General features: G+C 63.8%; 16 protein-coding genes, 3 tRNA genes and 1 pseudogene. 11 read left to right on the top strand and 9 right to left on the bottom strand.

From position 1 onward, the window contains the following. Positions 1–5: 5 nt before the first annotated feature. The 3 genes from ettA to MHX64_RS09115 form a co-directional block, all read right to left on the bottom strand. Positions 6–1,676 (bottom strand): energy-dependent translational throttle protein EttA, encoded by a 1,671-nt coding sequence (gene ettA, locus MHX64_RS09125; RefSeq protein WP_070844710.1) that lies wholly within the window; start codon positions 1,674–1,676, stop codon positions 6–8. A 116-nt stretch (positions 1,677–1,792) separates the two neighbouring features. After that, the gene (locus tag MHX64_RS09120; protein ID WP_239356630.1) at positions 1,793–2,434 is read right to left on the bottom strand and encodes a single-stranded DNA-binding protein; all 642 of its coding nucleotides are present in this window, start codon (positions 2,432–2,434) and stop codon (positions 1,793–1,795) included. A gap of 167 nt (positions 2,435–2,601) precedes the next feature. Then, positions 2,602–4,584 carry a cytochrome c oxidase assembly protein gene (locus tag MHX64_RS09115; RefSeq protein WP_239356632.1) on the bottom strand — a complete coding sequence of 661 codons (1,983 nt, stop codon included), beginning with the start codon at positions 4,582–4,584 and terminating at the stop codon, positions 2,602–2,604. Between the two features lie 55 nt (positions 4,585–4,639). Between MHX64_RS09115 and MHX64_RS09110 the strand changes: the two genes are divergently transcribed. Further along, positions 4,640–4,713: transfer RNA gene (locus MHX64_RS09110), tRNA-Arg, on the top strand. Positions 4,714–4,854: 141 nt separating this feature from the next. Here the strand turns inward: MHX64_RS09110 and MHX64_RS09105 are convergent. Continuing rightward, the gene (locus MHX64_RS09105; RefSeq protein ID WP_255711226.1) at positions 4,855–5,043 is read right to left on the bottom strand and encodes a PspC domain-containing protein; all 189 of its coding nucleotides are present in this window, start codon (positions 5,041–5,043) and stop codon (positions 4,855–4,857) included. 369 nt (positions 5,044–5,412) lie between these two features. On the opposite strand from MHX64_RS09105, the gene MHX64_RS12000 reads away from it, so the two are divergent. The 7 genes from MHX64_RS12000 to MHX64_RS09075 all read left to right on the top strand — a co-directional run bounded on the left by MHX64_RS12000 (position 5,413) and on the right by MHX64_RS09075 (position 9,647). After that, positions 5,413–5,538 carry a hypothetical protein gene (locus tag MHX64_RS12000; RefSeq protein WP_255711227.1) on the top strand — a complete coding sequence of 42 codons (126 nt, stop codon included), beginning with the start codon at positions 5,413–5,415 and terminating at the stop codon, positions 5,536–5,538. A gap of 231 nt (positions 5,539–5,769) precedes the next feature. Next, entirely contained in the window at positions 5,770–7,152 is a 1,383-nt protein-coding gene (locus tag MHX64_RS09100) for an MFS transporter (RefSeq protein WP_239356633.1), read from the top strand. A 167-nt stretch (positions 7,153–7,319) separates the two neighbouring features. Next, positions 7,320–7,760, top strand: a complete 441-nt coding sequence (locus tag MHX64_RS09095) for a hypothetical protein (RefSeq protein ID WP_239356634.1) — start codon at positions 7,320–7,322, stop codon at positions 7,758–7,760. Further along, positions 7,757–8,077 (top strand): transcriptional regulator, encoded by a 321-nt coding sequence (locus MHX64_RS09090; RefSeq protein ID WP_239356635.1) that lies wholly within the window; start codon positions 7,757–7,759, stop codon positions 8,075–8,077. The genes MHX64_RS09095 and MHX64_RS09090 overlap by 4 nt, the downstream gene beginning before the upstream one ends. 10 nt (positions 8,078–8,087) lie before the next feature. Continuing rightward, entirely contained in the window at positions 8,088–8,894 is an 807-nt protein-coding gene (gene cmrA, locus MHX64_RS09085) for a mycolate reductase (protein ID WP_239356636.1), read from the top strand. Beyond that, positions 8,895–9,524, top strand: coding sequence for an oligoribonuclease (orn, locus tag MHX64_RS09080; protein WP_239356637.1), 630 nt, complete (start codon positions 8,895–8,897; stop codon positions 9,522–9,524). A 47-nt stretch (positions 9,525–9,571) separates the two neighbouring features. Continuing rightward, positions 9,572–9,647 (top strand) — tRNA-His (locus MHX64_RS09075). A gap of 149 nt (positions 9,648–9,796) precedes the next feature. On the opposite strand, the gene MHX64_RS09070 is transcribed toward MHX64_RS09075, so the two are convergent. Continuing rightward, positions 9,797–10,993, bottom strand: a complete 1,197-nt coding sequence (locus MHX64_RS09070) for an Ig-like domain-containing protein (RefSeq protein WP_239356638.1) — start codon at positions 10,991–10,993, stop codon at positions 9,797–9,799. Between the two features lie 201 nt (positions 10,994–11,194). On the opposite strand from MHX64_RS09070, the gene MHX64_RS09065 reads away from it, so the two are divergent. Both MHX64_RS09065 and MHX64_RS09060 read left to right on the top strand, forming a co-directional pair. Then, a tRNA-Lys gene (locus MHX64_RS09065) sits at positions 11,195–11,267 on the top strand. A gap of 104 nt (positions 11,268–11,371) precedes the next feature. After that, positions 11,372–11,938, top strand: a complete 567-nt coding sequence (locus MHX64_RS09060) for an isochorismatase family protein (protein WP_239356639.1) — start codon at positions 11,372–11,374, stop codon at positions 11,936–11,938. A gap of 2 nt (positions 11,939–11,940) precedes the next feature. Here the strand turns inward: MHX64_RS09060 and MHX64_RS09055 are convergent. The 3 genes and pseudogenes from MHX64_RS09055 to MHX64_RS09045 form a co-directional block, all read right to left on the bottom strand. Further along, positions 11,941–12,337, bottom strand: a pseudogene (locus MHX64_RS09055) (DUF305 domain-containing protein). 349 nt (positions 12,338–12,686) lie between these two features. After that, complete coding sequence (locus MHX64_RS09050; RefSeq protein WP_239356640.1) at positions 12,687–13,562, bottom strand: class F sortase; 876 nt, start codon at positions 13,560–13,562, stop codon at positions 12,687–12,689. Between the two features lie 26 nt (positions 13,563–13,588). Continuing rightward, a complete protein-coding gene (locus MHX64_RS09045) occupies positions 13,589–13,864 on the bottom strand; it encodes a DUF3618 domain-containing protein (RefSeq protein ID WP_239356642.1) in 276 nt (91 codons plus the stop codon). Positions 13,865–13,949: 85 nt separating this feature from the next. Here MHX64_RS09045 and MHX64_RS09040 point away from each other — a divergent pair, with 85 nt between their 5' ends. Further along, positions 13,950–14,435, top strand: coding sequence for a peroxiredoxin (locus tag MHX64_RS09040; protein ID WP_239356644.1), 486 nt, complete (start codon positions 13,950–13,952; stop codon positions 14,433–14,435). A gap of 122 nt (positions 14,436–14,557) precedes the next feature. Here the strand turns inward: MHX64_RS09040 and MHX64_RS09035 are convergent, their stop codons facing one another. Beyond that, positions 14,558–19,669 (bottom strand): VaFE repeat-containing surface-anchored protein, encoded by a 5,112-nt coding sequence (locus MHX64_RS09035; RefSeq protein WP_239356645.1) that lies wholly within the window; start codon positions 19,667–19,669, stop codon positions 14,558–14,560. Between the last annotated feature and the right edge of the window lie 357 nt (positions 19,670–20,026).

Raw genomic sequence — 20,026 nt, 5'->3', positions numbered from 1 at the left:
TACTCCTAGCGGGTGAGCTTACGGTGGGTGACGCGCGACGGCTTGGCGGCTTCCTCGCCGAGGCGCTCGACCTTGTTGGCCTCGTAGTCGCCGAAGTTGCCTTCGAACCAGAACCACTTGCCCTCTTCCACGTTGCCTTCCCAGGCGAGGATGTGGGTGCAGGTGCGGTCCAGGAACCAGCGGTCGTGCGAGATCACCACGGCGCAGCCCGGGAAGGCCTGCAGCGCGTTTTCCAGCGAGCCGAGCGTTTCGACGTCCAGGTCGTTGGTCGGCTCGTCCAGCAGGATCAGGTTGCCGCCCTGCTTCAGCGTCAGCGCCAGGTTCAGGCGGTTGCGCTCGCCGCCGGAGAGCACCTTGGACGGCTTCTGCTGGTCCGGGCCCTTGAAGCCGAAGGCGGACAGGTAGGCGCGCGACGGCATCTCGTTTTGGCCGACGTGGATGTAGTCCAGGCCGTCGGAGACGACCTCCCAGACGGTCTGCTCCGGGTCGATGTTCTCGCGGTTCTGGTCCACGTACGAGATCTTGACGGTGTCGCCGACCTCCACGGAGCCGGAATCGGCCTCCTCCAGGCCCACGATGGTCTTGAACAGCGTGGACTTACCCACACCGTTGGGGCCGATCACGCCGACGATGCCGTTGCGCGGCAGGGTGAACGACAGGTCCTTGATCAGCACGCGGCCGTCGAAGCCCTTGTTCAGGTCCTCCACCTCGACGACCTTGTTGCCCAGGCGCGGCGGGGTGGGGATCTGGATTTCTTCGAAGTCGAGCTTTCGGTACTGCTCGGCCTCTGCCGCCATCTCCTCGTAGCGCTCCAGACGGGCCTTGTTCTTGGCCTGGCGGGCCTTCGGCGACGAGCGGACCCAGTCCAGCTCCTTCTTCAGGCGCTTCTGCAGCTTCTGGTCCTTCTTGCCGGCGACTTCGAGACGCTCGGCCTTCTTCTCCAGGTAGGTGGAGTAGTTGCCCTCGTAGGGGTAGAGCTTGCCGCGGTCGACCTCGCAGATCCACTCGGCGACGTTGTCCAGGAAGTAGCGGTCGTGGGTAATCGCCAGCACGGCACCCGGGTAGGTCTGCAGGTGCTTCTCCAGCCACAGCACGCTTTCGGCGTCGAGGTGGTTGGTCGGCTCGTCGAGGAGCAAAAGGTCCGGTTCGCTCAGCAGCAGTTTCGCAAGTGCTACTCGACGGCGCTCGCCACCGGACAGGTTGGTCACCGGTGCGTCGGAAGGCGGGCAGCGCAGTGCCTCCATGGCCTGCTCGATCTTGGAGTCGATCTCCCACGCGTCGGCCGCGTCGAGCTCTTCTTGCAGCTTGCCCATTTCTTCCATGAGCTCGTCGGAGTAGTTCGTCGCCATCTCCTCGGCGATTTCCTCGAAGCGCTGCTTCTTCTCAAACAGTTCGCCGAGGCCCTCCTCGACGTTGCCGCGCACGGTCTTTTCCTCGTTCAGCGGCGGCTCCTGCAAAAGGATGCCCACAGACGCGCCCGGCTGGAGGAACGCCTCGCCGTTGTTCGGCTGGTCGATGCCGGCCATGATCTTCAGCAGCGACGACTTACCGGCGCCGTTCGGGCCCACGACGCCGATCTTTGCGCCCGGGTAAAACGCCATGGTGACGTTGTCCAGGATGACCTTCTCGCCGATGGCTCGGCGGACATTTTTCATCGTGTAGATGAACTCAGCCACTACGAATCCCCTTTGTTAGTGCGGAGGTAAATACCGCACTTAGGGTACATGACGCACACGCGTGCCCCACCGCTTCCAAGGCGCACCTGAAGCGGCGGGGCGAAGGCGGCGAAAAACTAGAACGGGGCGCCGCCGGTGGCGGCGAGCTCCTCCCCTGCTCTGTCTGTGTCGGCGTCAGTGTCTGCGTCGGTGCGGGTGACCCCGTCGACGTCCTCGGCGCTGACGCGGCGCTCCTCCACCTCCGGTGTGTCCGCGAAGCTGCCCCAGCCGCCCTTGGGCTCAGTGTCGTCGGCGTCCTCGCCGTTGAGCTTCCGGTTCAGCGCCTTGGCGTCCATCGGCTTGGGCATCTCGTGGCCTTCGAGCGTGTTACCGGAAGCGGACGTGCGCACCGAGTTGACCTGGTAGCGCGCGAGGTCGAACGCGACGTGGCGCGCCTTGAGCGTGGTCTTGGAGCGCAGGGCCACCTCGCCCTTGTCGTCCTTGCCCTCCCAGTACTCGTGGACCAGCTTGCCGATCACAATCACCGGGAAGCCCTTGCGCAGCGACGCGCCAGCGTTGACCGCGAGCTGGCCCCAGCACTCGACGTCGACGTAGAACTGGTTGTAGTCCTGCCAGACGTCGTCGCCGTTGTCGTTCTTTTCTTTCTTCACGTCCGAGGTGGCCACGCGGAAGCGCAGCACTGCGTTGCCCGAGTTGAAGGTTTTGAAGTACGGCTCGGCGATCAGGTTGCCGAGCAGCGTGTAGTCGATGTTGGCCATTTCAAGGCCCCTTTCTGCATGCGTGCGGATGGTGTGCGGTTGCGGGGGCGGGGAGCTCGTCGATAAGCAATTGCCCCCTGCGCGAGCAGAGTCGCACGAAACGCAAGGCAGAAAAAGGGGTCGGCCAAATTGTGGATAACTTAACCTGAGAAATTCACAATCCGCAGCTAGCGGCCATGAATTTGCGAAAGCATCTCGTTGTAGCGGCGCCATTCCTCGTCGTCGGTCTCCTCCGCGCGACGGTCCGACTCGGCCGTTTCCGCCTTATCCTCGCGCCACCAACGGAGGAACAGCTCGCCGAAGACGATCACCAGCGGGAAAGAGCCGGACGCCCACGCGATGCCGCCGCCGTCCTTCTGCACGGCGAGCAGGTCCGGGTTCCACGGCAGCTCCAGCGAGCGGTAGAACTCCTCGCCCATCACGGAACCGAGCTGCATGAGGTACACGCCCATGAACAGGTGGAACGGCATGGACACCCACAGCCACAACAGGCGCACCTTCGCGGTGGGGCGGCCCTCGATCTCGTCGGGGCCGATGAGCTCCCAGAAGTAGAGGTAGCCGGAGATAAGGAACGCGGCGTTCATGATGACGTGGCCGGCGTGCTCGGAGATCATGAGCTCGTAGAACGGCTGGATCACGTACATGGCGTAGAACACCACCAAAAACTGGATGGTGGACACCGGCGAGAACGTCACCGCGCGCAGGAACTTCGAGCTCTGGAAGCTTTCCGCCCACAGGCGCGGATTGAACTCGCCGGCCGGGTACGCCTCGCGCACGAGCGTCAGCGGCGCACCGAGCACCAGGAACACCGGCACGCCCATGGACAGGATCATGTGCACCGTCATGTGCGCGGAGTAGGAGGCGGGCATGTGCATGCCCATGCCGGAGCTCAGCGTGACGACGACCATCGCGCAGCCGGCCAGCCACCACAGCGTGCGCGCGACCGGCCAGCCATCCACCCGGCGGACAAGGTGGAGGTAGTACGCCGCCAGCAGGATCGCAATGACGCTGAACAGCAGCTCCGGGCGCCAGGTAGTCAGCCAGTTCGTCCAGGTCAACGGCTCGGTGAGGTTGTAGCCCATCTGGATCTGCATGCGTGTCAGATTCGGGTCCAGCGGCGGCGGGGGCGGGGTGCGCCCGAGCGTGACGGCCAGGCCGGCAATCGCCGCCATGATGAGCACCTCGCCCGCGGCAAGTCGGGTGAACGCCCTGGGCTGGGTGTCGAGCTGTGGGATGGTCCGCTCGCGGTGCACGTAGCCGATCATGCCGAGGACGACAATGCCGACAGTCTTGATGATCAGCACCCAGCCGTAGCTGTACTGCGTCAGGTCCTCCAGGCGCACCCGCACCAGCGCGTTGACCACACCGGAGATAGCCATGGCCAGGATGGAAAACAGCGCGATGCGGGAGTAACGCTGGGTGGCGGCGGTGAGGCCGGGGCCTCGTCGTAAAGCATGTGCGACAAGCGCCATCAGCCCGCCGACCCAGAGCAGCATGGCTACCAGGTGCCAGATCAGCGAGTTGGTGCCGAAGTCGTGCGCGCCGCCGGTGGCCGAGTGGCCCGTCAGCGCGATCGGCATGACCACCACGATCGCGCCGACGAACAGCCAGACCTGGGACCACCAGCTGGTCGCGGTGTAGGCAAACGCCGCGACGACGGCGGCGAAGACGGCGACGATGAGCCACACGCGCGCGTCCGCCACCTGGTCCAGCGCCTGCGACCATGCGGCTGCCTCGAACAGGACGGTTTTGAGCGGCTGGCCGGAGACGTCCGAAAGCACCAGCGGGATCATGGCGAGCCCGATCAGCGCGATGCCCGCGCTGGCGTGGGCGCCGGTCCGCGAGGCGAGGTGGCCGTCGACGGTCAGGCGGGCGCCGTTGAGGTCTTCTTGGGTCTGCTTCGGCGGGATGAGGAAGGCAGAGAGCAAAAACGAGCCCGTGGCCAGCGCCATGAGCAGCCACGCGACGCCACGCAGCGCCGGCAGCCCGACCGTGGTGGCCGCGCCCGGATCCGGGATGCCCAGTTCCGCGAGCGAGCCGCCCGAGAACGCCTCCCCCACCGCGCCGGCGACAACAGCCGCGATGGCGAACGCGGCCAAATACAGCGGCCAAGCGGGGGCGACGGTGCGGGTGCGTGCAGGTGCAGTCATGCCGCATACCCTACTTTCGCGTGTGCCTGAGCCATAACTACAATCAGCCGGTGTTGCCCCCATAGCTCAGTGGATTAGAGCATCCGGTTTCTACCCGGCTGGTCGCGGGTTCGAATCCTGCTGGGGGCGCAAATTGCCACCTTGAGCAGGCACTTTACCGAGCAGGGCGACGCACTAGGGCCAAACATCCCGGCGGAAGCTAACGGTTACCACTAGGCAGAATGACCAACAAACCGCGCAGATTCACCTAGCGTGCGACCGACGGGGCGCTCAATATCGTGGGTAGATAGCCCACTGCAATAAGTAGACGAAAACCATGGGTAGCCCGCAGAGACAGGCAATCACGTAAATGGTCCTGACCGTGTCGGCGGAGGTTCCGTATGTTTCGACTACTCCAGCACAGACCCCTGCCATGAGCTTGGCCTCCTCGACTCTGTGCCATTTTTCTCGCTGGGGCATTACGAAGTCCCTACTCAAACGTTTGTGTTCACAACGGTTCCGAGACAGATTCCGTGACGGTGTGCTCGGGTTGCATCGTAGCCCAGCTTTCCCCGCTGAGGTCGCACAACAGCCATGACGCACGCTACTGTAAGCTTCGGACGCACTGCGGTGCTCCACTTCCGAGGCTCGTGCGAAAGCGCGAGCTTTCGTGCATTTTAAGGGAAGAATGCACATCGGCTACTTCGACGGGTTCGGCACAATGGCGCCATTTCCAAGTGGCCCGTTTGGACGCTTTTTGCCTGGACAGAGGAGTTTTCGGCGTGATGTGCGGGTTTGTGCATACAGTCGGTGGGGCAGATTTCCCCTACCCCAAGGAGGCCCTAAACCATGACTGACCCGAAGAACTCCCCGGTCAACGAAGACAGCATTGAGAACCTGTCCGACCCGGACGCCGACACGTCCGTGCAGGAGACCGGCGAGGACAACGACTTTGAAAGCGACGGCCGCGACTAGGCCCGTCCCGCAAAACCGGCCCCGCGTTTGTAGCGGCGGCCGGTTTTTTGTACGAATCGTCCGCGCCAAATCCTGACCTGGGGTTTTGCAAACCGAAAATTGGCGGAATTGTCGATTCGTGCACAACCCACCCAGAGCTCCGCACTGTTTTGAAACGCCCATCCCACCATGTGGTACATTCGTCCGCACACTGATATTTAATTCTCACACAGTGGAACGAAAGGACGGGCGATGACCACCAGCGTCGAACACCACCCCACTCCCCAACCAGCGGCACCCGCTGCGCTCCGGGAGACCACCCCGCAGGAGCGCCGCCGCGTCCGACTCGCCTCCACCATCGGCACGACGATCGAGTTCTACGACTTCTACGCCTACGCCACCGCCGCCGTGGCGGTGTTTCCGTTCCTGTTCTTCCCCAAGTCGGAGTCCAGCACGGTTGCGCTGCTGTCCTCGTTCGCCACCTTCGGCCTGGCGTTCATCGCCCGCCCGCTCGGCTCGGTGCTGTTCGGCCACTTCGGCGACAAGATCGGCCGCAAGGCCACCCTGGTCGGCGCGTTGTTAACCATGGGCATCGCCACCTTCGTCATCGGCCTGTTGCCCACCTACGCACAGGCCGGCATCTGGGCGCCGGCGCCGCTTGCCCTGATGCGCTTCTGTCAAGGCCTGGGCCTCGGCGGCGAGTGGTCCGGCGCGGCCCTGCTGTCCACAGAGACAGCAGCTAAGGGACGCCGCGCATGGGCCGGCATGTGGCCCCAACTCGGCGCGCCATTCGGGTTCCTGCTGGCCAACGGCCTGTTCCTGATCTTGGTGACGGTGCTGGGCCACACGTCCGGCGACTTCGAGGGCGCGTTCATGGCCTGGGGCTGGCGCGTGCCGTTCCTGCTGTCCATCGTGATGGTCATCATCGGCCTGTGGGTGCGCCTGCAGGTTGAGGAGACCCCGGTGTTCCAGCAGGTGGAGCAAAACGACCAGAAGGCCGCCTCCCCGCTGGCCGAGGTGTTCAAGACCGCGTGGAAGCCGCTGATCCAGGGCACGTTCATCATGGTCGGCTGCTACACGCTGTTCTACATCGTGACCACCTGGTTTTTGTCCTACGGCATCGGCTCCGCCGAGGAGGGCGTGGGCCTGGGCATCGCATACCCGACGTTTTTGAAGCTGCAGCTGGTGTGCATCTTCGGGTTCATGCTGGGCATCCCGGTCGCGGCGCACCTGGCCGACACGTACGGACGACGCCCGACGCTGGGTCTGACGTCCGTGGCCATCATCGTCTACGGCCTGTGCTTCAAGTGGCTGCTCAACCCGGAGACGTTCACGATGGTCTCCCTGGGCATCTTCCTGTTCATCGGCATGATCCTGATGGGCTTCATCTTCGGCCCGATGTCCGCAATCCTGCCGGAGCTGTTCCCCTCCAACGTGCGCTACACCGGCTCGGGCATCGCCTACAACGTATCCTCCATCCTCGGTGCTGCGATCGCCCCGTTCATCGCCACGGCGCTGAGCTCCAACTACGGCCCGAAGGCGGTGGGCTACTACCTGGTAGTCGTCACCGCGATCTCGCTGGTGGCCATCCTCACCGCACCTGAGACCAAGGACCAGGAGATGCACGAAATCTAACGCGTCGTACAAAACCTGAACTCGGGCGGCTTCGGCCGCCCGTTTTTCACGTCACCGCCCCGTCAAACGCCCCCTGAGTTCAGGTTTTCACCGAGGCCACCAAACGCGCACACCTCCACCACCCAAATCTCTTGCTTTCCACTCCGGAAAGTGACACACTTGCAGACATGGAAAGCAACAAGCCGCCGCAAACGCAAATCTCCAAGGAAGAAGCCCGCGCCGCCCTCGAGCAAATCGACGGGATCGAGCACGAATCGCAGCGCAAACACACCCCGGCGTGGGCCTACGCCATCCTCGGCACGAGTTTCGGCATCACGATCGCCGGCACGATCATCGGCTGGAAGTACTGGTGGGTGCTGTTCCTGCTCATCGCCGTCGCCTGCATCGCGCTCGCGATCTGGGACAACAAACGCAACGTGCGCCCCAGCATGAAGCAGCCGATCCAGGAGGACCCCAAGCCCAACTGGGCCGCCGCTCTCGCCCCATTCATCGTCATGTCGCTGACCTGGTTCGTCCCAGAGGGAAGCGTGGTCGGCGGAATCATCGCCGGCGTGGTCGTCGCCGTCGTGTTCACGGCCGTCATGATCTACTCGGAGAAGAACCGATGAACGCCCCCGCCATCGACCCTGTCATTCACCCCCTGGCGCGGCTGAAGATTTGTGCGGCGCTCTACCACGGGGGAGCCGTCGAGAAGCAAACGTCCCGGCACGAGATGCGCTTCAGCTCCCTAAGAGAGAAAACCGACCTGTCGGATTCGGCGCTGTCGAAGCAGCTGGCCACGCTGGAGGAGCACGGCTACGTCACGCGCTTCCGCGAGTACGGCTCCAGCAGAGCGAAGGACACGGTGTGGGTCACGCTCACCGCAACCGGTGCGCAGGCCTTTGAAAACCACACGGCGGCGCTGCGTGAGATCGCGGGCGGGTAGATTCGTCCCCATGAGTTTTCCCGCACCAGCACCCGGCGCGTTCGCGCTGATCACCGGCGCGAGCCAAGGCATCGGCGAGGCCATCGCGCGCCAGCTCGCCGCTGAGGGCCACAACCTCATCCTCGTCGCAAGGCGCCAAGAAGTCCTACAAAAGCTTGGCGACGAGCTCTCGCTCGCCCACGGCATCGACGTCGAAATCTTCGCGGCAGACCTGTCCAAGGCCCGCGATGTGGACGCGCTGGTGAAGCACCTCAACGACCGCACGGTTTCGATCTGCGTGAACTCGGCGGGCATCGCCAGCTTCGGGCCGTTCATGGCCCAGGACTGGGAGTACGAGACGAACCAGTTCAACCTGAATGCCACGGCGGTGTTCCGCATCACCAAGGCGGTGCTGGACCAGATGGTGCCGCGCGGCGATGGCGCGCTGTGCAACGTCGGCTCCGCCGCCGGCAACCTGCCGATCCCGAACAACGCCACCTACGTGTTCACTAAGGCCGGTGTGAACCAGTTCACCGAGGCCCTGCACTACGAGCTCAAGGACTCCGGCGTGCACGTGACACTGCTCGCGCCGGGCCCGGTGCGCGAGGCGTACATCCCAGAAGAAGAGCAGTCCATCGTGGACAAGGTCGTGCCGGATTTCTTGTGGACCACCTACGAGTCCTGCGCCGCCGACACGATCAACGCGATGCGCAAGAACCGCCGCCGCATCGTGCCCGGCCCGCTTTCCAAGGCCATGGACGTGGTGTCCAACTACGCCCCGCGCGGGTTGCTGCCGCCGATCATGGGCAAGTTTTACGCACAGATGGGAGAGGAATAGATGGACATCGCCGCCAAAGACAACCGCATCGTCTGGGTGGATCTGGAGATGACGGGACTGGATCCTTCCCGCCACGTCATCGTGGAGGTCGCTGCCCTGGTCACGGACGCTGAGCTGAACATTATCGACGAAGGCGTGGACCTGGTCGTGCACGCCACCGATGCCGAGCTCGCCGAAATGGACGACTTTGTCACCCAGATGCACTCCGACAACGGGCTGCTGGACGACATCAAGGCGTCCACGGTATCGCTCGCGGAGGCGGAGGATGCGGTGCTCGGGCTCGTCGAGAAGCATTGCGATCCTGCGCACCCCGCGCCGCTTGCCGGCAACTCGATCGCCACGGACCGCACGTTTATCAGAGCGCAGATGCCGCGCCTCGATGCGGCGCTGCACTACCGCATGATCGACGTCTCCACGGTCAAGGAGCTTTCCCGCCGCTGGTTCCCCAAGGCGTACTTCAACCAGCCGCAAAAGGGCATGGCGCACCGCGCGCTGGCGGACATTGTGGAGTCCATCCGCGAGCTTGATTACTATCGACGCTCCGTGTTCGTTCCCTCCCCCGGGCCCGACACGGAGGCCGCCGTGGAGGCTTCCGCAGGCGCAACCGACGCCTACCAGCCGTTTTTGTGAAAACACGGTGAGGGGCTAAGGTAGATCCCGCTGCAAAAACAGCGATGGTGGCTGTAGTTCAGCTGGTAGAGCACCAGGTTGTGATCCTGGGTGTCGCGGGTTCGAGTCCCGTCAGCCACCCCAAAGTTCAAGGCCTGGCCCGCAGAAATTCGCGGGCCAGGCCTTAGTTGTTGGCGCCTGGTTTGTCCCCGGCTGGCCCCTCCCGTTCGGCCACGGGTATGCCGTTTTAGCAATGTGGCAAATATTTGCCACATTCCAAAACCAGCACACCCCTACTCGTACAGCGGCTCACCGGAACCGCCGGAGCGCTGCTCCCAATCGAGGTTCCAGTACCCCAGGCCGTCGTAAGGCGTGAGCGTGCCACCGGCGGTGTTTTTCACCACCACCGGGTCGCCGCGCTTGACAAAGTTCTGGAACCACTGCGCGTTGTCGTAGGAGGCGTTGATGCAGCCGTGGGACTGGTTGTAGCTACCCAGCGCGCCAAGCGCCCACGGGGCGGAGTGCACGTAGATGCCGGAGTAGGACAGCTGCGTGGCGTAGTCCACCGGCGTGACGTAGCCGCCGGCGTCCAGCGCGAGACCGTAGGTGCGCGAGTCCATGGTCAGCTTCTCGTGCTCGTCGCCGACCACATACACACCGTTCGGGGTGTCGTGGACGTTGTCGGTGCCCAGGGAGATCGGGAACTCCTTGACCAGCTCGCCGCCCGAGTAGACGCGCATCATCTTGTCGGCGTTGTCCACCACGGCCTCCACGTTGTCGCCGATGGTGAAGTTGGTCTCGCTGTCCTCGCCGCCGTAGACGCCCTTGCTCAGCTTCTGGCCGTAGATGTCCACCTTCACGCTGACTTCGGTGCCGGGCTCCCAGTAGTCTTTCGGGCGCCAGCGCACCTCGTACGGGTCCAGCCAGAAGAACGCGCCTTCGGTGTCGTTGGAGGTCTCCACATCGATGTGCTCCTCCATCGCCTTGGTGTCCTGGACGGGGCTGTCGAAGCGGATGGTCACGGCCTGCGCCACGCCGACGGTCGCGCCGTCCAGCGGGCCGACGTAGGCGTTCACCGTCGCGTCCGGGGTCAGCGTGGTAAACGAGGAGACCACCTTCTGGCCCTCCTTGTCGCGCGCCTCCACGGTGTAGGTGCGGCCGTAGCCGAGCGGCTCGGCGACGGACCACTCGGACTTGTCCTCGCCGAACTCGCCCTCGATCTCCTTGCCAGCCTCGTTGGTCATGGTCACCGAGGACAGCCCCGCGGCGGCGGTCACCGTGATCGGGTCCAACGGCGCGACACCGGTCTCCCCGTTTGCCACGCTGACCTTCGGCGGGCGCGGCGAGGCCTTCTCGGTGGTCTTTTCCACCAGCGAGGCGTCGGAGGTGTGCGCGGCCGGCTCCAGCTTGCCTGCGTCCCCGATGGTGCACGACGCCAGCGTCGCCGCTGCAGCCACCAGCGCACAGGCGCGTACCACTCGACGGACCACGGCAAACCCCTCACACAACTACTGTTTATCAATCCCCCATACTCTATCCCCTCACCAGCCAAAGTCCACTATTGTCGCGCGTGTGTTTACGCACATTGCCTATCGACGATTTCTCGCCCCTGACCAGCCGATTTCACGCTAGGCAGAGTGGGTGCTACAGTTTCTTTTCGTTGCCGAGAGCGACAGAGAAAAACAAAATACGCGCCATTAGCTCAATTGGCAGAGCAACTGACTCTTAATCAGTGGGTTCGGGGTTCGATTCCCTGATGGCGCACAATGTGCGGCGAGGCCAGCAGGAATTCTACCTGCTGGCCTCGTTTTGTTCTGCATTTGGCCATTGCGCCCGCTGCCCGCCCCCCTGAGAGTAGGCTTAAGCCCATGAAGACAGCATTAGTGATCGTGGACGTGCAGAACGACTTCTGCCCCGGCGGCGCGCTGGCCACCGCCCGCGGCGACGAGGTGGCGTCCAAAATCGCCGAACTGATCTCCACCGCGGACAGCCGCACCCATGACTACGACTGCATTGTTGCCACCCAGGACTGGCACATCGACCCGGGCGCGCACTTCTCGGACGCGCCCGACTTCGTGGATTCGTGGCCGCCGCACTGCCGGGCCGACTCCTACGGCGCGCAGATCCGCGGCCCGGTGAACACCGAACTGATCGACCAGTTCTTCAAGAAGGGCCACTACACCGCCGCTTACTCCGGCTTCGAGGGCGTCAACGACAACGACGAGTTGCTGGCGGACTGGCTGCGCACGCAGGGCGTGTCCCACCTGGATGTCTGCGGCATCGCCACCGACCACTGCGTGCGCGCAACGGTCCTCGACGCGTTGAAGGAAGGCTTCAAGGTCCGGGTGCTGCGGGCAATGTGCTCGCCTGTCGACGACAAGCGCGGCGCCGACGCCCTCCAGGAGATGATCGACGCCGGCGCGGAACTGGTCTAGCGCTAGTTCGGCGTGTAGCCGAGCAGGTCTTCCATCTCGCCCATCTCGGCGGTTTGGACGTCGACCATCTGCTGCGCCATTTCGCGCAGCGAGCCGTAGCTGCCCCGGTCGATCTCGTCCTGGGTCATGTCGATGACGTGGGCGTGGTGGAAGTGCATCATCTCCAAAAACGCGGTGCGCAGATCGTCGCCGGTTTTTGATTCGAACTCTGCGATCTGCTCCGGGTGGAACATGCCGTTGGCGATGTTTGGAGTGGTACTCCATGTCGTCCTGGATGCCCCACTCGTCAGCCCAGGCGCGCATCTGCTCGTTCTCGCGCTCCTGGCCGTCCTTGATGCGCTGCGCGAGGTCGCGGACTTCAGCGTCGTCCACGTCCGAATCCAGCAGCACGTCCGACATGTCGATCGCCTGCTCGTGGTGCGGGACCATCATCCCGAGGAAGTGGACGTCCACCTCGTTGTAGCCCGCCTCCCCGTCGGCGGAGGTGGTGGTTTCGGGGGAGAATACGGCGCGTATCGACGGCCCCGCGAACGTCAGCACCAGCGCCAACGCCGCAATCACCGCCACCGCGATCCACAGCGGCTTCTTGCTGGGCCGCATCTGTTCGAGTTCCGGATCGTGCGTAGTCTGCGCGTGCTCATTCGTCATTGATATGCCCTTTCTGGTCTTGTTTGAGGGTAACCCAAAAACCGCGCCTACACACTGCGTTTCGTGCAGCGCATCGGCGCGGTAGGAATGAGAACTCGGGCTAGACCGCAGGCGGTGCCGGCGGCGCGACCGGCTCCGCGATGGTGATGATGTTGTCGGCGTACCCCAGGGCCCCGCCGACGAACTGGCCGCCGCAGGTGATCAGCACCAGGCGGTTCGGGCCGGTGGCGTCGTTGACCTCCGGCGGGAAGTCCGAGCCCTTCGGCAGCCGGTACGGCGCCTGGGTGACGCGGAAGGTGCGCGGCGTGCCGTCGATGAGCACGTCGAACTCCTGGCCCACCGCCATGTTGGCGAAGCGGGCGGCGTACCCGGTGCCCTGGCCCTGGTAGTTGATGTGGCCGGTGATCACCGACGAACCCACGGCACCCTCTGCCCCCGGCACGGCCGAGGCGGAGTACCAGCCCAGGCGCGAGACGTCCGCCGGCGGGATCAGCGCGCCAGCTTCCGTCAGCTGCACCGGGTCCACCGCGGCGATGTCCCCGCCGACACTCAAGGCCATCCCCTCGATGCCGTCGAACTGGCCCGGCGCAGCCTCGTACTGCACCTCCTGCTCGCCCTCAGGGTCGACGTAGCCGCCCTCCGTCGGCACAGGGGTCTCCTCGCCCGGCTCCTCGCCAGGTTCACCCTCTGCGCCCTCAGGGGCCTCGCCTGCGGACGGCGCAACGCTCTCCCCCACCGGCGCCTCACTGGCGGCATCGGTGCCGGCAGGCTCGTCGGAGTTGTTGCGGAACGCGAAGATTGCAAGCTGCAGCAGCACGAGCGCGATGGCGAGGATGGCAACGATCGGCCACCAATTGCGGCGCTGCGGCATCGCGTCATCGTCGCTCAGGGCGTCGAGCCTGTCGTCCTGCTTATCTTCGAGACGGTGCTTTCCGCGGCCCGGTTCGGGGGCGCTGCCAGAGATGGAGGTGGACATGTGCGGGGGTTACCTTTGGGCGTCGATTAGCGGTTGGCCAGGAGCTTCTGCAGCTCCTTGAGCTCGCTCTTGCGCTTGCGGCCGTTGAACGCCTTGATGCTGACCAGCAAGGCCACACCGGCAACGATGCCGCCGATGACCTTCTGCACCGTCTCGTCCTGCAGCCAGTTGGCGGCCTCGGACTTGGCGTTGCCGGCCAGGGTCTTCGGGTTGGTTCGGTCCGCGAGCTCGTCCAGGGTGCTGGCGAGCTGGTTGCGGGTGCGCTCGAGGTCGCGTTCGATGTCGTGGATGTCACGTGCCATGGGAAATTGCTCCTCAGATTGTTAAAAGTTTTGTCGTTCGGCGTTTCTGCCGCCGAGGTATCAGCTTAGTGTAAAACGGGGTGGTATGACTGACTCCATCCGCCTAGATACCGGCGACACCGCCCCCGATTTTGCACTGTCCAACGACCGCGGCGAGACCGTCTCCCTGAAGGACTTCGCCGGCTCCCGCGTGATCGTGTACTTCTACCCGCGCGCCAACACCCCGGGTTGCACCACCGAGGCGTGCGATTTCACCGAGAACTTCAGCCAGTTCGATGACGCCGGCGTGAAGGTCCTCGGCATCAGCCCCGACACACCGGAGGCACTGGCGAAGTTCCGCGCGGACCACGACCTTACCGTCGAGCTGCTGTCGGACCCGTCGAAGGAAACTCTGGAGGCCTACGGCGCGTTCGGCGAGAAGAAGAACTACGGCAAGGTGGTCCAGGGTGTCATCCGCTCCACCTTCCTGGTGTCCGTGGATGACGCCGGCAAGGGCACCGTCGAGACTGCCCAGTACAACGTGAAGGCCACCGGCCACGTGGGCCGCATCCTGCGCGACTGGAACATCTAAGCTTTTCGACGACCAAAGGCCCCGCACGCCCTTTCGGGTGTGCGGGGCCTTTTCGGTTATGCCCTACTGGCTACGGCTGGTGCCGCCCGTTGCCGGGCGGCACCAGTGCCAGTGCCAGTGCCTTAGATGTAGGCCGGCATGTCCTCTTCGAGGACGGTGCCGCCGGACGGGATCTGCTTGATCTCGCCGCGCGGGCTGTCAGCCGGGACCGGCTTGCCCACCGGCGCAGGCGCCGGCTGGCTGGACGGTGCCGGAGCAGGCTTGCTCTCGGACGGTGCCGGGGCCGGCTTCGGCGCCGGCTTGGACGAGCCGTTGCCGCCACCGAGCACTGCCGGGATCATGCCCAGGCCCGGGATGAGCAGCAGCCACCACAGCTTCTTCTTGTCGAAGTCAGCCGAGCTGCCCTCCTCACCCGGAGCCGTGGACGGCGCCGGGGTGGAGGAAGCCGGGGTGGTCTCCTCGGACGGTGCGACCGGGGTGGTCGTCGTCGGAGTGGTCGTTGCCGGAGTGGTCTCCTCGGCCGGCGGGGTGCCGCCCTCGCTGGTCTCGACCGTCTGGTAGCCGTCGTTGATGTCCTTGTGCTCAGCGATCGGGTTGTCGTCGGTGACGTCGTCCGGGGTGTTGCCACCCTTCGGGTTCTTGTCGCCGTTGCGGTCAACCTCGGTGGAGGTCAGGGTCTCGAACGCTACGGCTGCCGGGACGGCACCCTCAGCGTTGGTCACCGGAATCTCCACCACGATCTCGCCGTAGGCAGCCTCCGGGGTGAAGGTCACGGACTGGGTACCCAGCACGCGGCCCTCGGTGTACGGAGCGGACTCGCCGAGGCGTTCCATCAGCTGCGCGGTTGCGGTGTAGGTCGCGCCCGGGACCAGGCCCCAGTACTTGACCACATCGCGCACCACCGCACCGTTGACAACTTCAGCACCCTTGGAGAAGTCAGCGTTGGTGGACACACCCGGCTCACCCGGGATGCCACGGCCTTCGCTGGTACCCGGGGTGATCACCGTCTGCGCGGCATCGTTGATGTCGCGGTGCTCGGCGATCTGCTGCGGCACGCGGTTGCCTGCCGGCTGCTCGTTGCCCTTAGCGTCCACCTCGACGGAGGTGAGACGCTCGAAGGCAACTGCAGCGTAGACCGGGTTGGTCACCCAGGAGGCGACGGTGACGTCGACGTTGACAGAACCGTAGCCAGCCTCGGATGCAACGAACTCCTTCTCGCCCTGGCCGATGATCGCACCGCTGCCCTTGGCAACGAGGTCCGCGGTCAGGGTGTAGGTCTTGCCCGGAACCAGGCCGGTGTAGCGGACGGTGTCCACCACGGTGGCACCAGCCACAACCTGCTTTGCACCGTCAGCGAAGTTCGCGTTCGTGCCGATGAACGGCTCTGAAGCCTCCGGGACGTTCGAGCTGCGAACCGTCTGGTTCTGATCGTTGATGTTCTTGTGCTCAGCGATCGGGTTGTCATCCGAGACGTCGTTCGGCGTCTCGCCGCCCTGCGGGTTGTCGTTGCCCTCGCGGTCGACCTCGGTGGAGGTCAGCGTCTCAAAGGCGACAGCCGCACGGACCGGGGTGTCGATACCGTCTACAACCGGGATCTCCACAACTACGGAGCCGTTGCCGGTCTCCGACGCGGTGAAGGTCTTGGTGCCGGTGCCGATGATGGCGTCGCCGTAGGCGTCGCGGTTCACCAGCTCGTTGTAAACGTCCTTGCTCACCAGCTCAGCGGTCAGCGTGTAGGTCTTGCCCGGGACCAGGCCCTGGTACTTAACCGTGTCGTTGACCACGGTGCCGGAGACAACCTCCGTCGCACCGTTGGCGAAGTCAGCAGTCGTACCGATCTGCGGGTTCGGGAACCACACCACCGGCGGCACAACCGGAGTGGTCGTGTTCGACGGAACCACCGGAGTGGTCGGCTTCGTCGGCTGCTCGGAGGTGGTCACCTTCGTCGGCTCGGTCGTCTGCTCAGTCGTCTTCTCGGACGTGCCCGGCTGTGCCGGGACCGTCGTCGTGGACTCATCAGAGGTCTCCGGGGTCGGTTCCTCCTCAGTGGTGGAAACGCAAGTCTCCGGAACCGTGGTCACCTCGGTCGTGGACTCCTTGACCGTGGTACCCGGGACAGTGGTGCCCGGAACGGTCGTGCCCGGAATGGTGGTGTCCGGACCGGTGGTGCCCGGTACCGTGGTCCCCGGCTCGGTCGTACCCGGCTCGGTGGTGCCCGGAACGGTGCTGGTCGACGTGACCGGCTTGCACACGTCCGTGGTCGGAGCGGTCGTCTCGGTGGACGGGATCAGCTGAATCGTCGTCGACGGCACAGGTTCCTCGGAGGTCTCCCCGGACGGGACTGGGACGATCGGGGTCTCCTCGGTGGCCTCGCCCGGCGCAGACGGATCAGTACTCGGAATCAGCTGGATCGTCGTGGTCGGAGTCGGCTCCTCGGAGGTGGTCTCCTTCGGAGTGGTCTCCTCCGTGGTGGTGGACGGCTCCGTCGTCGGCGTGTTCACCGGACCCTCGACGGTCTGCTTGTCGTCGTTGATGTCCTTGTGCTCAGCGATCTTGTTCGCACCCGGAGCGTCCGGGGTGTCGTTGCCGTTGCGGTCGACCTCGGTGGAGGTCAGCTCCTCGAAGGCAACAGCGGCAGCAACCTGCTCGCCCTCGTTCAGGCCCTCGACGGTGATGCGGACATCGACCTTGCCGTTCTCAGCTTCAGCCGTGAAGGTCTCGGTACCAGTGCCGATCGTGCGGCCCTCACGGAACGGAGCAGCCTCGCCGAGGCGCTCCTTCAGTTCAGCGGTCAGGGTGTAGGTCTTGTCCTTCACCAGCCCGGAGTACTCAACGGTGTCCACAACGACAGTGCCGTTCTCAACCTGCTTCGCACCATCCGCGAAGTTCGCGTTGGTCGCGATGCGCGGGCTGCGCACGGTCTGATCCTTGTCGTTGATGTCCTTGTGCTCAGCAATCGGGTTGTCGTCAGACGTCTCCGGAGTGTCGCCACCCTTCGGGTTGTCCTTGCCAGTGCGGTCAACCTGCGTAGAGGTCAGCGTCTCGAAGGCAACAGCAGCGGTGACAGTCTCGCCCTCCGGCGCGTTGCTGACAACGATGGTCACGTCCTCCGAACCATTCGGCGCAGACGGGATAAACGTCTTGTTGCCGGAACCGAGAACGGTCTTGCCGTCTGCCTTATTAATAAGGTCAGCGGTCAGGGTGTACACCTTGCCCGGCACGAGGCCTTCGTAGGTGACGGTGTCAACCACAGCAACGCCGTTCTTGACTTCCTGGGCACCGTTGGCGAAGTTCGCGTTCGTGGAGATCTTCGGGTTACGGACCGTCTGGTCCTCATCGTCGATCTCCTTGTGCTCAGCAATCGGGTTGTCGTCAGACGTCTCCGGGGTGTCGCCACCCTTCGGGTTGTCGTTGCCGGTCTTATCAACCTCAGTGGAGGTCAGCTCCTCGAAAGCAACAGCGGCGGTAACGACACGGCCTTCCGGAGCATTATCCACAGTGATCTTCACATCGACAGAGCCGTTGGCTTCCTTCGGGGTGAAGGTCTTCTTGCCGGTGCCCAGAACGGTCTTGCCGTCAGCCTTATCGATCAGCTGCGCGGTGAGGGTGTACTCCTTGCCCGGCACGAGACCGGCGTAGGTGACAGTGTCCACAACCACAGCACCGTTGATCACCTCGGACGAACCCTTTTCAAAGTTCGCGTTGGTGGAGATGTGCGGCGCACCAACAGTCTGGTTAGCGTCGTTGATGTCCTTGTGCTCAGCGATCGGGTTGTCGTCGGACGTTTCCGGGGTGTCCCCACCCTTCGGGTTGTCCTGACCAGCCTTGTCAACAACCGTGGAGGTCAGATCCTCGAAAGCAACAGCGGCATCAACCGGCTTGGTCACATCGTCGTTGACCTTGATTTCGACCTCGACGGAACCGTCGGTGGTCTCCGGGGTGAAGGTCTTCGTGCCGGCGCCCACAACGGTCTTACCGTCAGCCTTATTGATCAGCTGCGCGGACAGGGTGTATTCCTTGCCCGGAACCAGACCCTTGTAATCAACGGTGTCGATGACGGTGCTGCCAGCAACTACCACAGTCGAGCCATCCTGGAATTTCGCGTTGGTCGCGATGCTCGGCTCAAACACGGTGCGGACCGTCTGGTCCTTATCGTTGATGTCCTTGTGCTCAGCGATGTCGTTGACCTTCTTGCCGTCGGTCTCCTCGCCAGCAGCGTTGACTTCCTTAGAGGTCAGACGCTCGAATGCAACCGCAGCCTGAACCGGGTTCGGGGCGTTGGTCACAGCGATATCGACTTTGACGTTGCCGTTTGCCAGCTCACCCTCGGTGCCCGGGACCTTGAAGGTCACGGCGCCAGTACCCAGGACGTTGTTCTCGTCCTGCTTATCGACGAGCTTCGCATCCAGCGTGTAGCTCTTACCTGCAACTAGACCGGAGTAGTACACGGTGTCCACAACGGTGCTGCCGTTCTGAACAACGTTCACGCCGTCCTTGAACTCCGCAACGGTGCGAATGTTCGGGTTCGGGTTGAAGCCCTGCTTGACGGTGGTCGGCACCGTTTCACGCGGCTGGGTCGAGACAACCGTCGTCGGGACGAAATGATCAACCGTCGTCGGCACCGTGGTTGAAACAGTCTCAGCCGGAGCGGTGGTGGTCACCGTCTCTGTGACAGAGGTGGTTTCCTTCGTCGTCTCGGTGACAACGCCCGGAGTCTCAGTAACAGTCGTCGTCTCGGTCACTGTGGTCGGAGTCGGCTTCTCGGTCGTGGTCACGAACGAGGTCTCCGGCTCCGGCTTCTCGGTCGTGGTCACGAACGAGGTCTCCGGCTGCGGCTTCTCAGTCGTGGTCACGAACGAGGTCTCCGGCTGCGGCTTCTCAGTCGTGGTCACGAACGAGGTCTCCGGCTCCGGCTTCTCAGTCGTGGTCACGAACGAGGTCTCCGGCTCCGGCTTCTCAGTCGTGGTCACGAACGAGGTCTCCGGCTCCGGCTTCTCAGTCGTCGTAATGGACGAGGTCTCCGTAGTCGTTTCCGTCTTTACGACAGTGGTAGGGACCTCGACCGTCGTTGAAGCCGTGGTCGTAACCGTTTTCGTGGTCGTACTAACCTCTGGAGTCACTTCCTTAGAAGTAGTCGATGGCTCGTCGGTCGGTTCGGGAACCGGGATTGTCGGTTCGCTCGGCTCCGGAGTCGGGGTTTCAATCGGATCAATTCCCGGCTGATCAATGGGCATTACGCGTTGGAATTTGCCCGGTTCAAGTAGCGGGCCATCGACGGCCTCATCTCGTCCTTGAACATAAACCAAGTAGGAATCCGCCGGCACGCTGTCGATTTCCCTCACGAACTGCAGATCGTTCGTGCCCATTTTAAATCCGGTAAGCTTCTCAAACTCTTGCCCTGTGGCTCCGAGGTTGCGCGCGTTCATGCCGTCTTCAACGGCCGCACCGTAGATATCCCTTAGGGCATTCATCCGATACGAAGGAGATTCTCCCAACAATGCAGCCTGGTAGATAGAGTACCTTGCAGCTAAATCGTAGTTCCCAGACTTATAAGCCTCTTCCGTCAGTGACGCCACGGTGATTGCAGCATT

It is taken from the genome of Corynebacterium sp. ACRPZ, from assembly GCF_022346205.1.
Classification (GTDB): Bacteria; Actinomycetota; Actinomycetes; order Mycobacteriales; family Mycobacteriaceae; genus Corynebacterium; species Corynebacterium lehmanniae.
Note: the sequence above shows the minus strand (reverse complement) of the source record. Positions and strands in the feature narration are given on the sequence as shown.

Bases quoted from the DNA above. Each gene is read 5' to 3' on its own strand.
- MHX64_RS09120 (WP_239356630.1), bottom strand. From the start codon at position 2,434: ATGGCCAACATCGACTACACGCTGCTCGGCAACCTGATCGCCGAGCCG.
- MHX64_RS09115 (WP_239356632.1), bottom strand. From the start codon at position 4,584: ATGACTGCACCTGCACGCACCCGCACCGTCGCCCCCGCTTGGCCGCTG.
- MHX64_RS09105 (WP_255711226.1), bottom strand. From the start codon at position 5,043: ATGCCCCAGCGAGAAAAATGGCACAGAGTCGAGGAGGCCAAGCTCATG.
- MHX64_RS12000 (WP_255711227.1), top strand. From the start codon at position 5,413: ATGACTGACCCGAAGAACTCCCCGGTCAACGAAGACAGCATTGAGAAC.
- MHX64_RS09100 (WP_239356633.1), top strand. From the start codon at position 5,770: ATGACCACCAGCGTCGAACACCACCCCACTCCCCAACCAGCGGCACCC.
- MHX64_RS09095 (WP_239356634.1), top strand. From the start codon at position 7,320: ATGGAAAGCAACAAGCCGCCGCAAACGCAAATCTCCAAGGAAGAAGCC.
- MHX64_RS09090 (WP_239356635.1), top strand. From the start codon at position 7,757: ATGAACGCCCCCGCCATCGACCCTGTCATTCACCCCCTGGCGCGGCTG.
- cmrA (WP_239356636.1), top strand. From the start codon at position 8,088: ATGAGTTTTCCCGCACCAGCACCCGGCGCGTTCGCGCTGATCACCGGC.
- orn (WP_239356637.1), top strand. From the start codon at position 8,895: ATGGACATCGCCGCCAAAGACAACCGCATCGTCTGGGTGGATCTGGAG.
- MHX64_RS09060 (WP_239356639.1), top strand. From the start codon at position 11,372: ATGAAGACAGCATTAGTGATCGTGGACGTGCAGAACGACTTCTGCCCC.
- MHX64_RS09050 (WP_239356640.1), bottom strand. From the start codon at position 13,562: ATGTCCACCTCCATCTCTGGCAGCGCCCCCGAACCGGGCCGCGGAAAG.
- MHX64_RS09045 (WP_239356642.1), bottom strand. From the start codon at position 13,864: ATGGCACGTGACATCCACGACATCGAACGCGACCTCGAGCGCACCCGC.
- MHX64_RS09040 (WP_239356644.1), top strand. From the start codon at position 13,950: ATGACTGACTCCATCCGCCTAGATACCGGCGACACCGCCCCCGATTTT.
- MHX64_RS09035 (WP_239356645.1), bottom strand. From the start codon at position 19,669: ATGCCCATTGATCAGCCGGGAATTGATCCGATTGAAACCCCGACTCCG.